General features: G+C 41.2%; 12 protein-coding genes. All 12 read left to right on the plus strand.

All coding sequences use genetic code 11. The features are described from left to right. Positions 1 to 21: 21 nt before the first annotated feature. The 12 genes from rfbC to J2X75_RS23940 all read left to right on the plus strand — a co-directional run bounded on the left by rfbC (position 22) and on the right by J2X75_RS23940 (position 13,862). Entirely contained in the window at positions 22 to 576 is a 555-nt protein-coding gene (rfbC, locus tag J2X75_RS23885) for a dTDP-4-dehydrorhamnose 3,5-epimerase (RefSeq protein WP_310340821.1), read from the plus strand. A 12-nt stretch (positions 577 to 588) separates the two neighbouring features. Continuing rightward, positions 589 to 2,403, plus strand: coding sequence for a glycosyltransferase family 2 protein (locus J2X75_RS23890; RefSeq protein WP_310340824.1), 1,815 nt, complete (start codon positions 589 to 591; stop codon positions 2,401 to 2,403). A 26-nt stretch (positions 2,404 to 2,429) separates the two neighbouring features. Beyond that, positions 2,430 to 3,524 carry a CDP-glucose 4,6-dehydratase gene (rfbG, locus tag J2X75_RS23895; protein ID WP_310340827.1) on the plus strand — a complete coding sequence of 365 codons (1,095 nt, stop codon included), beginning with the start codon at positions 2,430 to 2,432 and terminating at the stop codon, positions 3,522 to 3,524. 292 nt (positions 3,525 to 3,816) lie between these two features. Then, entirely contained in the window at positions 3,817 to 4,206 is a 390-nt protein-coding gene (locus J2X75_RS23900) for a flagellar protein FlaG (protein ID WP_310340830.1), read from the plus strand. A 14-nt stretch (positions 4,207 to 4,220) separates the two neighbouring features. Beyond that, entirely contained in the window at positions 4,221 to 5,702 is a 1,482-nt protein-coding gene (fliD, locus tag J2X75_RS23905; protein WP_310340832.1) for a flagellar filament capping protein FliD, read from the plus strand. Between the two features lie 23 nt (positions 5,703 to 5,725). Further along, complete coding sequence (gene fliS, locus J2X75_RS23910) at positions 5,726 to 6,112, plus strand: flagellar export chaperone FliS (RefSeq protein WP_310340834.1); 387 nt, start codon at positions 5,726 to 5,728, stop codon at positions 6,110 to 6,112. Continuing rightward, complete coding sequence (locus J2X75_RS23915; protein ID WP_310340837.1) at positions 6,105 to 6,464, plus strand: hypothetical protein; 360 nt, start codon at positions 6,105 to 6,107, stop codon at positions 6,462 to 6,464. The genes fliS and J2X75_RS23915 overlap by 8 nt, the downstream gene beginning before the upstream one ends. Positions 6,465 to 6,941: 477 nt before the next feature. Continuing rightward, positions 6,942 to 7,139, plus strand: coding sequence for a cold shock domain-containing protein (locus J2X75_RS23920; RefSeq protein WP_024631599.1), 198 nt, complete (start codon positions 6,942 to 6,944; stop codon positions 7,137 to 7,139). A 421-nt stretch (positions 7,140 to 7,560) separates the two neighbouring features. Further along, positions 7,561 to 8,124, plus strand: a complete 564-nt coding sequence (gene hpf, locus J2X75_RS23925) for a ribosome hibernation-promoting factor, HPF/YfiA family (RefSeq protein WP_047840659.1) — start codon at positions 7,561 to 7,563, stop codon at positions 8,122 to 8,124. 790 nt (positions 8,125 to 8,914) lie between these two features. Beyond that, complete coding sequence (secA, locus tag J2X75_RS23930) at positions 8,915 to 11,419, plus strand: preprotein translocase subunit SecA (protein WP_310340840.1); 2,505 nt, start codon at positions 8,915 to 8,917, stop codon at positions 11,417 to 11,419. Between the two features lie 286 nt (positions 11,420 to 11,705). Beyond that, positions 11,706 to 12,819 (plus strand): peptide chain release factor 2 gene (gene prfB, locus J2X75_RS23935; RefSeq protein WP_124116498.1). Its coding sequence is split into 2 segments (ribosomal slippage): positions 11,706 to 11,777 and positions 11,779 to 12,819, totalling 1,113 coding nucleotides; the frame shifts between segments, so codons are not numbered across the junction. Positions 12,820 to 12,953: 134 nt separating this feature from the next. After that, positions 12,954 to 13,862, plus strand: coding sequence for a YitT family protein (locus J2X75_RS23940; RefSeq protein WP_091036576.1), 909 nt, complete (start codon positions 12,954 to 12,956; stop codon positions 13,860 to 13,862). Positions 13,863 to 13,965 lie beyond the last annotated feature (103 nt).

Consider the following 13,965-nt stretch of genomic DNA (forward strand, 5'->3'; position numbering starts at 1 on the left):
GCACTTTAAGGAGAATAAATAATGTTAGTTCAGCCTGTACCTTTGCACCAGGCAGCGATATTGGAAATGGAGCCTATTGAGGACAGTCGGGGTTATTTTGCAAGAGCCTTCTGCAAAAAGACATTATTGGAGCATGGTATTCATTTTGATATGGTTCAATCAAATGTTGCGTTTAACCGTCATTCCAACACGTTGAGAGGAATGCACTTTCAACTGCCCCCCTTCTGCGAGGAAAAGATTGTTTCTTGCTTTCAAGGAGCCATCTACGACGTTATCATTGACCTCAACCGTGAGAGCAGCACATTCGGGAACTGGTTTGGATTAACTCTATCTGAGGAAAACCGCTTATCTTTATATGTACCAAAGGGTTTTGCCCATGGATATCAGACGCTTACAGAAAACACTAGCATTCATTATATGGTCAGTGAGTACTATACTCCTTCTCATGAGTCTGGAGTTCGTTGGAATGATGAAGTATTTGGGATAGAATGGCCACTTAAGAATGATCTCATTATTTCTCATAAAGATGAGCAATGGAAGGACTTTAATATAAACACCGATGGAATGATTTTGTGAGAGGAGCAAAAGATGAATAATTATACAGCAACGCAGATCCTTGAAACTTTAGAATCTGGACATGAGGCTATCTATTATTTGGAAGATTATATCTATCGTTGCGAACTAGGATCTTTTGAGATCACAATATTAGATAACTTGGTTAATCTACTTTTCGCACTTGAAAATGCTACATCGAACGTTGATCTACCACACCGAATTAGAGAGATCAATGCTAATATAATATTTTATATTGATCAAATCAAACAAAATGTATTGAATGATGAATTAGAAATGTGTATATATGATTTTCGCTTTCATATTCGCTCTCTATTCCGTATTTTAGAATTAGAAATCGCCTATATTGTAGAAAATTTTGTGAATAAAGGCGATTACCCGCGTTTTTATCCTGAAATAGGAATCGTTGATCATAATGAAATTGCCGCAAAAAGGGATGTTGCTAGATGTAAAGTAAGTGTCATCTTGGTTGCGTACAACAATTTAAATTATACACGTGATTGTGTGGAGAGTATTATAGCTAACACGGATGATGTGGAGTTCGAATTGATCTTAGTGGATAATGGATCAACTGATGGAACAAAGGAATATTTTGACTCCATCCCAGGCGCGAAGGTTATCCATTTGAAGCATAACCTACATGTTGTGAAAGGTTTTAATATGGGCTTGATGGCAGCAGAAGGTGAATTTTCTGCTGCAGTATGTAACGATTTCATTTTTTCACCAAAATGGTTGAAAAATTTAATTACTTGTATTGAATCAGATCCTAACATTGGTTATGTGTCTCCAGGGGCGACCTTTATATCTAATATGCAGGAAATTCCGATTCCTTTTGTTTCCAAAGAGGACTTTCAGGAAAGAGCAAGAGAATTCAATGTAAGTGACCCTTCAAAATGGGAAGAACGCGTTGTTCTATTGCCCAATGTTTTATGTTGTCCCACGGCTCTCCTTGAGCGTATTGGTTATTATGATACTCGCTTTTTCCGTGGTGAATTTTCGGACGATGACATAAGCTTTAGAATTAGACGAGCGGGATATAAGCTCGTATATTGTGGTGATACTGTGACTCATCACTACGGTAGTTTGACTACAGTAGTTGACCACCAAACAAATTCCTTGGAAGAGGGAAGAGTAACTTTCCAGGAAAGATACGATTTGGATGCTTGGTTGGATGCGCGTATGAATGTAGCCTATCTCGATATTGATGAAAAATTACTTTCAGGAGTTAATTCGATTCTGGGCATTGATGTAAAATGTGGGGCTACTTTACTGCAATTAAAGAATCGTATTTGGTCAAGTTATGGGAATAAACCAATGGTTTCTGTTTGTTCTACGGAGAGAAAGTATGATCTGGATGTTAGAAGTATTTCTGAGCAAGTCATTACACTGGACAATTTAATTCAACTCCATTCTGTTGAAAACGTCAATGTTGACTTAGTTTATATTGAAAAACCATTGGATTTGTATTCAGATGATTTGGATACTATTTTTAGTAGTGTTGCTGACAAGATGAATACCAATGGCAAGTTGATTTTTATGGTTAACAACGGAATTAGTATTGAAGTGCTATACGAAATGTTGAACTCTTCTCATTCTGTTCATAATCGTAAGCATTACATCCCTGAAGTAATTTGCAGTCAGGCAAGGATATATGGTTTTGAATCAACTTCGATAATTAACTATGCCCCACAACGAAGTGCTGATAGTGATCAGATGGTTGGTAATTTAGCAAGTTTTTTAGCTAATGGTGAGGAAACAGAAACGGAATATCTGAAATCATTACTAAACCATACTTATGGATTATATCAAATGAACTTCGTTGGAATTTAAATTTATATGAAAGTCAAGAGGTTGATATGGTGAAAACAGGCTTCGTGAATCGTAACTTTTGGTTAGGGAAAAATGTGTTTATAACTGGACACACTGGCTTCAAAGGTAGTTGGCTGACTCTTTGGCTTCATAATATGGGGGCGAAAGTTACGGGGTACTCTTTGGATATTCCTTCAAGTCCTTCGTTATTTAAACTAGGTAATATTGAAGAGGTTTTAGTTGAATCCACTACAGACGGTAATGTTACTGACTTATTAAATCTTACTCAATCTATAAATAGAGCTAATCCGGAGATCATTATTCACATGGCTGCACAACCTCTAGTTAGAAAATCATATGAAAGTCCTGTTGAGACATACGCAACCAATGTAATGGGTACTGTTAATGTGATGGAAGCAGCGCGTAGTTGTTCATCGGTCCGCGTAATTCTGAATGTTACTACAGATAAATGTTATGAAAATCAGGAATGGGAGTGGGGATACAGAGAAATTGATCTGTTAGGTGGACATGATCCCTATTCAAGTAGTAAAGCTTGCTCAGAACTCATCACCTCGGCATATCGTCGTTCTTTTCTTCAATCCTCTGGGATAAATGTAGCTACTGCGAGAGCTGGCAATGTAATTGGTGGAGGAGATTGGGCTGAGGATCGACTCATCCCTGATTTTGTTAAATCACTGATTAACGGAGAGAAGATTCATATTCGTAATCCCGGTGCTATTCGTCCTTGGCAACATGTACTGGAACCCTTATCGGGTTATCTGCTACTTTGTCAAAATTTATACTCTGAAGAATTTAATTATGCTGAGGCTTGGAACTTTGGACCTCAGCATGATGATGCTAGATCTGTTGATTGGATCGTTAATCAGATGCTTAGCAAATGGCCTCACGATAATCTGGGATACAACATTATAAACCAAGATTCAAAACATGAAGCAAACATGCTTAAACTGGACTGCTCGAAGGCTCTGAAGCACCTTAACTGGTTTCCCAAGTGGTCTCTCGATAAAGCACTGGATTATACAGTTCAGTGGTATGTTGATTACTTGGTGGGGAAAAGTGTTAGAGAGGTATGCGAGTTTCAAATTAGCCAATATGAAAAAGATAGTGTGACACAAAGTTAAACTCTAATATAGCTTAAAATTTTTGAGGAGACTTGGGGAATTATTCATGTCTATAATTTATGCATACAATCCTATCGTTATGTAATAGTGTATTGGCTACACATTCTTGGTAATAGTAAGGGCAACATAAACGAGATCATTCTCAATCTATCCAACGTATTCAGTATCTGATTGAATGTAGTACATTCTAGATGTTTATTTTAGAAACATTCATTGTACTAATAAATATCTATTCAATCTCAATCCTCGATAACCGATAAATATAATAAATAATTCCATCGGGGGATGAACGATGAATATACAGTTTTCACTTTCTACCAATGTTGCCAATAGCACATCGGTTGCAAATGGCACTCAAGGTGAATCCCGTGGCAAACAAGACAGCGCTCTGTTACAAGCTGTTAGAAGCGGGACAGAGTTATCCAGGCTTGAACTGCAAGGTGTTAACATTCCATTTGGAGACGAGCAGCTTATTAAAGCAATAGACAGGGCTGTTAAAGCTCTGGCCGGCCCTACGACAACTCTGGAAATGAGTGTCCATGAGAAGAGCCGCCAAATTTTAGTCAAAGTGCTCAATAAGGAAACGGGTGAACTGATTCGTGAAATTCCTCCAGAGAAGACACTGGACTTGGTAGCAAAGATGATGGAAATAGCCGGGATTATAGTCGATGAAAAAGTATAAGGAGGTTAATTTAGATGAATATGCGTATTAATGGTTTTTCTGGCATGGATATTGATAGTATGGTTAAGTCTCTTATGACAGTTAAACGAGTTCCATTAGACAAGTTGAATCAGCAAAAACAAATTCTCGAATGGACACGTGATAGCTATCGAGAGATAAATAGCAAAATTGTTCAATTGAGTGATAAGCTGCAAAAAATGAGCTTTTCTGATGCTACGAATACTCAAAAATCAACAGTAAGTGGTAATACAACGGCAGTCAGGGCAGAAGCCACATCTGAGGCGAGCTCGGTTCCTTTTTCAATTACAGAGATTAAGTTGGCCAAACAAGCTCAAATGCAAAATAATTCTAGACTGGAAATCGCTAATCAACCTACTGCCAAGGTTACGCTGGATACAACTTTAGCAGATTTGACAGGGACAAGCGCTCCTTCATATGATTTGAATATCAATGATAAGTCAGTTAGTTTTCTGAGTACAGATTCTTTATCTGTTGTTATAGCACGCATTAATTCAAGCATACCAACGGTAACGGCAAATTTTGATGAAATTAGCGGGAAACTTTCAATAACTTCAAAAGAGTATGGGAAAGTCATTTCAGATACGGGGACAGGTGGTACTCAGCAACCTAGTACACTGAGTACAGCTTTAGGATTAACAATTTCTCCTCCTACTGCTGGTGAAGTTTCAATAACGAATGGTACAGATACCGTGAAATATACACTAAATGATAATAAGTTAAAAATTAATGGTATTAACTTGACATTTTTAGAAGAAACGACAGCAACTAATCCTACCACAATCACAACACAATCTGACCCGACCAAGGCTGTAGACACCATAAAATCTTTTGTTGACACATATAATGAATTACTGGGATTGTTAAATGGAAAAATCTCAGAGCAAAAGTTTCGTGATTTTCAACCTTTGACAGCTGATCAAAAGAAAGATATGAAAGAAGACGACATTAAGAATTGGGAAGAAAAAGCCAAAAGTGGACTCTTGAAGAACGATTCAATTCTTAGTGCGGCTGTTAACTCAATGAGGACGGTAGTTACAGGGAACTTGAAAATGCTAAGTGAAGTAGGGATTACAACTGGACAATATTATGAAAAAGGTAAGTTGCAGATAGATGAAAGTAAACTTAAGGATGCTCTTACGACTAACCCTGACAAAGTTCTAAACATATTCCGCGGCTCAGTTTCTGATGTAAATAGTAAACCTCTATTTAGTGAAATGCGTGGAGAGCTTAATTCTACACTAGACATGCTAGTTAAAAAAGTGGGTACATCGAAATTGGACTCTAATGCTAGTATGACGCTGAAAACAGAAAGTATTATGGGTGAGCAATTGAAGCAGTATAATAAAAGAGCATCTGAGATGGAACGAAAAGTTACAGATTGGGAAAAACGCTATTATAAGCAGTTTGCTGCTATGGAGAAAGCAATGAGTCAGTTTCAATCGCAGTCTTCCAGTTTGGCAAGCTATTTTCAATAATTAATGAGGAGGAATAATTTAGTATGATATCATCTCCTTACGAGAAATATAAGCAATCTTCAGTACAAACCTCTACTCCAGGTCAATTGGTAATCATGTTGTACGATGGAGCAATTAGATTTACGAAAACGGGTATGGAAGGCATTGAAGCAAGGGATTACTCTAAAGCGAATGTTAACCTTGGCAAAGCTCAGACTATTGTCAGTGAGTTGATGTCTACCTTAAACCAATCCTATCCTGTGGCTAAAACTTTGTTCTCGCTCTATGAGTATATGAACTATTTACTAATTCAAGCAAATGTAAAAAAAGAAACCGAATACGGAGAAGAAGTATTGGGATACTTGCAGGAATTGCGGGAAACATGGGTTGTCGCTAGTAAACAAGTGGCGGGAAATATATCAAATGAGTAGTGAAAATCAGTCAGAGTTGGATATTCTTCTCCAACAACTATTAGATTTAACACTGAATTTTACAGATGAATTGAACACTAAGGCTTCTGAAGATATGGAATATTTTGTTAATGAGCGTCAAGATTTAGTTCAACAATTACGGCTGATTATGGACGTGCAAAAGATGGATGATTTGCAAAAAGAAGAACTCAAACGTATTTTGACTTATGATGTCATGATACAAGAACGTATGTTATCGGTTAAAAATGAAGCACAAGAATGGTTGCTGCAGCGAAATTTAGCCAAAACACAACGTAGTATATATGAAAATAAGTATGCAACTGAAAGTTACCTTATGGATAAACGAAAGTAGAAATAAAGTTGAAGACCCGTACTCAGTACGGGTCTTCTTCGTTTGAAAATTTTATATATGTATTAGTATTACTAATTTATTGTCTGGAATCTACTGTTGCTTTTCAGAGGCTTTCAATATGTAAATGCCAAAGGAATGTATTATTGATCTTAAGGAATTATATTCTGGCTTACAAGCTAAAATATTGAAATAAATGAATTTGTAATTATGTCATTCACTCGTTATCTGAACAATAAACTCCCATCCAATCACCTATCATTAATACATCAAAAATAGACTTATCAACTCTCCAATTACCTGATATATTCAAGTTATCCCACCTTTCAACACAATCCCCAATTAATCTACAAAAAATTCCAAGAAAACATTTACTTTTCCAATTGACAATGGATAACTTTGGATGGTATTATCTGAATTGTGAGCTAAGGTTAAGGCCGAAAGCTTCACTTCATTTGATGACGAAGGGAATGTTAGTGCATGCAAGGTAAAGTAAAATGGTTCAACGCAGAAAAAGGTTACGGTTTCATTGAGACTGAAGATGGCGGCGACGTATTCGTACATTTCTCCGCAATTCAATCCGAAGGATTCAAAACTTTGGAAGAAGGTCAATCCGTAGAATTCGACATCGTCGAAGGCGCGCGTGGACCGCAAGCAGCTAACGTAATCAAATTATAATCATCCGGACAATCCGACCTACATATATGGTTAGATGGTTACCAAATTGAATTATCGCTAGCATCAGACTCCGGTACGTTTCGGGGTCTTTTTTTGTTTTGATAGATTCGAGATTTAAAGATCATCCGAAGAACATTATTCTAATGAATTTGATAGATTTTAGAGATAGATTGAAGTTCATTTTACATAATAGATTGAGTATGCTCAAAAACGGTTAATTACATCATCAAGCGCCTAATAATTCATACCAACTAAATATTCGATTATGGCTGAATATGATGAAATATCGCGAAATATGGCGTTATGCCTATGTTGGCAGATGTGGCTTCAACAGATGTCATTATTCGGTCACCGGGAGTTTTTACATGGCGCTTACATTCGTGTTATAATGAAGTGGCAAAGGAAAAAGGAGGAGTGCCCTATGAATTTAAGTATTCGAGGTCAACAAATCGAGGTTACTGATGCTTTGAAGGATTATGTCGACAAAAAGTTGAGTAGACTCGAGAAGTATTTCGATGCACCCCTTAACTCTGACGGTGCTGTTACATTGAGCACGACGAGAGGTTTGCATACGGTAGAGGTGACGATCCCTTTGAAAGGCATTGTGCTCCGCGCTGAGGATGAGAGCGACGATATGTACGCATCCATTGACTCCGTGGTGGACAAGCTGGAACGTCAGATCCGCAAACACAAAACAAAAATTAACCGTAAGTTCCGCCAGGAAGGCAGCCTGAAAACACTCTTCGTTGAAGATCCAACAGGTACTGTAGCTACAGCTGAACTGGATGCGGACACGGATGACGATGATCTGGAAGTTGTACGGACTAAACGCTTTATGTTGAAACCAATGGACGTGGAAGAGGCCATCCTCCAAATGAACATGGTTGGTCACAATTTCTTCGTATTCTCCAACATTGACAGTGAAGAAGTTAGCGTTGTTTACAAACGGAACGATGGCAAGTACGGATTGATCGAACAAGGTTAATCTTAACGTACAGGATCATCGGATCGGACATGCGTATGAATATCTAATAATAATGAAGACAGGGACTGTAGTTTCCTGGATTAGACTAACAAGAGCTTCCATCCCTTAGGGGATGGGGCTCTTTTGTGCGTAGAGGAGCTGGGAAATCACCTTTGGAAATAAAATGGTGAAACTATTCCCTATGCTGCTGCGTCTAATAAATAGTAAGTAGAAGCACAAACTGTAAAAGTTTACTGCCAGATTCCGATGCTTACGAAAATATTCGTATACCTACATTCGAGAACTGGATATTGAGACTTCCATCCAAATTTACCATCAAAATTCGTTGACAGGGCTGTCTATCCTGCAAAACGAAACATGACAATCGAACGCTTCCGCTAACGACTATGATTTTTTGCACTTAAACTCCATTTGATATGTCTCAGAAGTTCAAAGAAGTGTGCCGTGGCGTGTTGCGGCGGCCCTTACAAACTGTTACAATTTATGCAAAGAGAATCATTGTCCTGATGAGGAATTGTCAACGAATGATCGCTAATCATAATCAATGACAGGCACAGCACCATGAACATGATTCGCAAGGCTCGGGCTTCGGCTAGATTTTTAATAACCGAATCCTTTTGAATACCGAATCAGCTTCATGAGGAACCCTTGGCAAGCCTGGAGTTGATTCATCCATATTACTTTTTATATTGTTTGTCACCCCCGGGCAAGTGGATGCACAACATCCATCCGATGGTGTCGCGTGGCGGCAACAGGGGGTCTATTCTGTTTTGCACGAAAGGGGTATACCATGCTAGGACTTGTCAAAAAGATCTTCGGCGACATGAATGAACGTGATGTTAAACGTCTGATGAAGACGGTCGATGTGATCAATAAACTGGAACCACAATTTCAGGCGTTGTCTGATGAACAACTGAAAGGTAAAACGGACGAATACCGTGCTCGTATTGAAAAGGGAGAAACAACAGATGAGCTTCTTCCAGAGGCATTTGCAACCGTACGTGAGGCATCACGCCGTGTACTGGGCAAACGTCACTACGATGTACAGATGCTGGGCGGTATCGCTCTGCATGAAGGCCGTATTTCCGAGATGAAAACGGGTGAAGGTAAAACGCTGGTAGGAACACTTCCGGTATATCTGAACGCGTTGATGTCCAAAGGTGTACATGTGGTCACGGTCAATGACTATTTGGCACAGCGGGATAGCCAGGAAATGGGACAAATCTATGAATTCATGGGCATGACGGTAGGGGTTAACCTGAGCGGTATGGACCATGCTTTGAAACAACATGCATATGCATGTGATATTACGTACGGAACGAACAACGAGTTTGGTTTTGACTATCTGCGTGACAACATGGTGCTGTACAAAGAGCAAATGGTACAACGTCCACTGTTCTTCTGTATCATTGATGAAGTAGACTCCATCCTGGTCGATGAGGCGCGTACGCCACTCATTATCTCCGGACAAGCTCAGAAGTCGACGGATATGTACTATGCAGCAGATCGTTTTGTGAAGCGTTTGGTGCCGGAAGAAGACTTTACAGTAGACATTAAGGTGAAATCCGTAGCGTTGACTGAGGCGGGCGTGGCAAAAGCAGAGAAAGCATTTGGTATCGAGAACTTATATGATCATGCCAATGTAACTCTCAACCATCACATCGTACAGGGCTTGAAGGCGAACGTAATTATGCGTCGTGACGTGGATTATGTAGTCAGTGATGAGGAAGTTATGATCGTTGATGAATTCACAGGTCGTCTGATGTCTGGACGTCGTTACAGTGATGGATTGCACCAGGCGATTGAAGCCAAAGAAGGCATTGAAGTACAAAACGAGAGCATGACGCTTGCTACGATTACCTTCCAGAACTATTTCCGGATGTACCGTAAACTTGCGGGTATGACGGGTACAGCGAAAACCGAGGAAGAAGAGTTCAAAAAAATCTACGGTCTCGAAGTACTGCAAATTCCAACCAACCGTCCAAACAAGCGGGATGACATGGCAGATGTCGTGTATAAGAGCATCGATGGCAAGTTCAATGCCGTTGTAGAAGAGATCGTTGCACGTCACAGTAAGAACCAGCCGGTTCTGGTAGGTACAGTATCCATCGAGAACTCGGAGCGCCTGTCTGACATGCTCAAACGCCGCGGTGTAAAACACCAGGTATTGAATGCCAAGTACCATGCGGAAGAAGCAGAGATCATCTCAGGAGCTGGTCAAGCGGGTGCAGTAACGATTGCAACCAACATGGCTGGACGGGGCACGGATATTATCTTGGGTGAAGGTGTAGCTGAAGTAGGCGGCCTTCATATCATCGGTACAGAGCGTCACGAATCACGCCGGATTGATAATCAGCTGCGTGGTCGTGCGGGACGTCAAGGTGACCCGGGTTCAACGCAATTCTACCTGTCACTCGGCGATGAATTGATGAGACGTTTCGGTGCAGACAATGTATTGAACATGATGGAACGCCTTGGTTTTGAAGAAGACCAACCGATCGAGAGCCGGATGATTACCCGTGCAGTAGAATCAGCGCAGAAACGTGTTGAAGGTAACAACTTTGACGTTCGTAAAGTCGTTCTCCAATACGATGATGTCATGAACCAACAACGTGAAATTATATATAAACAGCGCCGCGAGGTACTGGAGTCCGAAAATATTAAACAAATCGTTATGGATATGATCAAACCTTCCATTGAACGTATCGTTGAAGCACATTGTGGTGACGATATTCCAGAAAACTGGGAGCTGCAGGAAGTTGCCGATTACATGAACAGCAAATTGCTGGATGATGGTTCGGTAACAAAAGATGATCTGTGGGGTAAGGAAGCAGAAGAGATTATCGAGTATCTGTTCGAGAGAGTTCAGAACAAGTACAATGCACGTGAAGAGCGAATTGGCGAAGATATGGTTCGTGAGTTCGAGAAAGTGGTTGTGCTTCGTGCAGTAGACAGCAAGTGGATGGATCATATTGATGCTATGGATCAATTGCGTCAAGGTATCCACCTTCGTGCCTACGGCGGTACAGATCCACTGCGTGAGTACCAGTTCGAAGGCTTCGAAATGTTCCATCAGATGATCGCTTCGATTCAGGAAGAAGTAGCGACTTATGTGATGAGAGCACAGATCGAGAGCAATCAGGAGCGTCAAGCGGTTGTTGAGGAAAGCCAGATCTCGACAAGCGGTGAACCTGCTGAGAAACGTCCAGTGAAGGTTTCTGACCAAATCGGACGTAACGATCCATGCCCATGTGGTAGTGGTAAGAAGTTCAAACAATGCCACGGTCAAGAGTAGGCGATCGGAAGATGCTACTGCAATCGGAGTGATATGGTGTAAAGATTGCTGGCTCAACTTAAATAGCATGACATGAACGGCTCCTTGCAGCCGGGCATTCCATAGGATGAAGTGAAGGATGCAAAACCGGTTAATGGTGCATAGTTATAATAATATGACCATGATCATGGAGAAGAGATATACTGATACAACAGTAGTCTCAACACCAGGGTGGCGCATCACTTACTTGATCTGGAGGAATCCCCTGGATGCGGGGAGCTTATCTTAATGAAAAGAGGAATTGCACATGATCGATCCAAACGTGAAGCATGACCTGCGTGAAATAGGCAAGAAACTAACAAACCTTAGGGGGTCTCTTTGACTTAGATCTGAAGCAAGAGATGATTGGCAACTTCGAAGTGAAGATGTCTGCCCCGGATTTCTGGGATGATAGTGACAAGGCGCAATCCGTAATCGCTGAGCTAAATGCGGTGAAGGGATCTGTGGATCAATACACCAAACTTCAGCAGGATTATGATGATGCGGTGATGATGATAGAGCTGGCGGATGAAGAAGGCGACGAAGACCTCGCTACCGAGATTGGTAACAGTATTACAGCGATCGTGAACAAAGTCGCAGAGTTCGAACTTCAACTTCTGCTGAATCAGCCGTACGACAAGATGAATGCGATTCTGGAGCTTCACCCGGGTGCGGGTGGTACCGAGTCCCAGGATTGGGGACAGATGCTGCTCCGGATGTACACACGTTGGTCCGAGAAGCGTGGCTTCAAGGTTGAGGTATTGGATTATCTGCCAGGTGATGAGGCTGGGATCAAGAGTGTTACGTTGTCGATCAAGGGACATAACGCTTATGGTTATCTGAAAGCCGAGAAGGGTGTACACCGACTGGTGCGTATCTCTCCTTTTGACTCATCGGGCCGTAGACATACGTCCTTTGTATCCTGTGATGTGGTACCGGAGATTGATGACACGATTGAATTGGATATTCGGACAGAGGATCTCAAGATCGATACGTACCGGGCAAGTGGCGCGGGTGGACAGCATATCAATACCACCGACTCTGCCGTACGGATTACTCACCTTCCGACAGGTGTAGTTGTAACGTGTCAGAATGAACGTTCACAGATCAAGAACCGTGAGCGAGCGATGACGATGCTCCGTTCGAAATTGTATGAGCGTAAAATTGAAGAGCAAAAACAACAGCTGGATGAAATCCGAGGAGATCAGTCGGATATTTCATGGGGTAGCCAGATTCGCTCCTATGTGTTCCATCCCTATAGTATGGTAAAGGATCACCGTACAAGTGTAGAGACAGGAAACACAGGAGCAGTAATGGACGGCGACCTCGATGCATTCATCGATGGTTATTTGCGTAGCCAGATTAAAGTAGAAACCGATTAAAATAAGTTCCTGTATGGACCCATACGTGTAGGCGTATGCTGGTGTATACAGGAGCTTTTTTTTGAATCATTTTATAAGATATAGAGAACATGAACAAACAACTGATCAGTCACAACAAAGGAGAGCACGAGAACATGCAACAACGATCACAACTTCACAACAGCCGCAAAAAGAGGATAACTAGCCTCATTCCACTCAATGGTCCATGGAGAAACGTCGTGGACACGGTATCTATCATTTTAGGTTCGTTTTTAATTGCAGTGGCCTTTAATTTATTTTTATTACCGAATCAGATCGCTTCAGGTGGGGTATCGGGGTTATCGATCCTGGGCAAGGAATGGCTTAATTGGGAGCCTGCATATACCCAATGGGCAATTAACATCCCACTTTTGATTGCGGGTTTCCTGCTCATAGGCAAGCAGTATGGTGTTCGCTCCGTATTGGGCAGTATTGTCCTGCCATTGCTAGTCTATCTTACGAAGGATTGGGCGATTCCAACAACGAATCCGTTACTAGGGTCACTGTATGGCGGGATTGGTGTTGGTCTAGGGATCGGCATTGTATATCGTGGTAGAGGATCAACAGGTGGCATGAGCATTCTTGCCAGAATCGTACAAAAATACAGCGGACTGAGTTATTCTCTGTGTGTCGTAATTATGGATGCCACTGTTATTATTATGGCTGCTTTTGTATTGTCATTGGAACAGTCCCTCTATGCGCTGATTGGGTTGTATGTTACCGGTAAAGTGATCGATGCCGTTGAGATGGGGCTGGGCTTCTCCAAGGTGGCGTATATTATCTCCAACCAGACGGAAGCGATTAGCAAAGTGATTCTGGATGATCTGGATCGTGGATTAACAAAGCTGGAGGCCAAAGGCGGTTACACCGACGACCAACGAACCGTACTGATGGTAGTGGTTGGGCAAAATGAGGTACCAAGACTCAAAGCGTTGATCCGGTCTGTGGACCCGGGAGCTTTTGTCATTATCAGTAACGCGCACGAAGTGCTAGGCGAAGGTTTTAAGCGGGGAGAGCATGTGTGAACGGTGTGAAAAATAGCAAGTGAGACGTGTAGGGCTCAAAAGTTTGGAAGTTCAAGACAAGAAAAAAACAGGCACATCCTTCTCCGAAATGGCGGGAGAGGAT

The organism is Paenibacillus sp. 2003 (assembly GCF_031455635.1).
Taxonomy (GTDB): Bacteria; Bacillota; Bacilli; order Paenibacillales; family Paenibacillaceae; genus Paenibacillus; species Paenibacillus amylolyticus_B.

Excerpts from the sequence above, each read along its gene's own strand:
- rfbC (WP_310340821.1), top strand. The coding sequence starts at position 22 with ATGTTAGTTCAGCCTGTACCTTTGCACCAGGCAGCGATATTGGAAATG.
- J2X75_RS23890 (WP_310340824.1), top strand. The coding sequence starts at position 589 with ATGAATAATTATACAGCAACGCAGATCCTTGAAACTTTAGAATCTGGA.
- rfbG (WP_310340827.1), top strand. The coding sequence starts at position 2,430 with ATGGTGAAAACAGGCTTCGTGAATCGTAACTTTTGGTTAGGGAAAAAT.
- J2X75_RS23900 (WP_310340830.1), top strand. The coding sequence starts at position 3,817 with ATGAATATACAGTTTTCACTTTCTACCAATGTTGCCAATAGCACATCG.
- fliD (WP_310340832.1), top strand. The coding sequence starts at position 4,221 with ATGAATATGCGTATTAATGGTTTTTCTGGCATGGATATTGATAGTATG.
- fliS (WP_310340834.1), top strand. The coding sequence starts at position 5,726 with ATGATATCATCTCCTTACGAGAAATATAAGCAATCTTCAGTACAAACC.
- J2X75_RS23915 (WP_310340837.1), top strand. The coding sequence starts at position 6,105 with ATGAGTAGTGAAAATCAGTCAGAGTTGGATATTCTTCTCCAACAACTA.
- J2X75_RS23920 (WP_024631599.1), top strand. The coding sequence starts at position 6,942 with ATGCAAGGTAAAGTAAAATGGTTCAACGCAGAAAAAGGTTACGGTTTC.
- hpf (WP_047840659.1), top strand. The coding sequence starts at position 7,561 with ATGAATTTAAGTATTCGAGGTCAACAAATCGAGGTTACTGATGCTTTG.
- secA (WP_310340840.1), top strand. The coding sequence starts at position 8,915 with ATGCTAGGACTTGTCAAAAAGATCTTCGGCGACATGAATGAACGTGAT.
- J2X75_RS23940 (WP_091036576.1), top strand. The coding sequence starts at position 12,954 with ATGCAACAACGATCACAACTTCACAACAGCCGCAAAAAGAGGATAACT.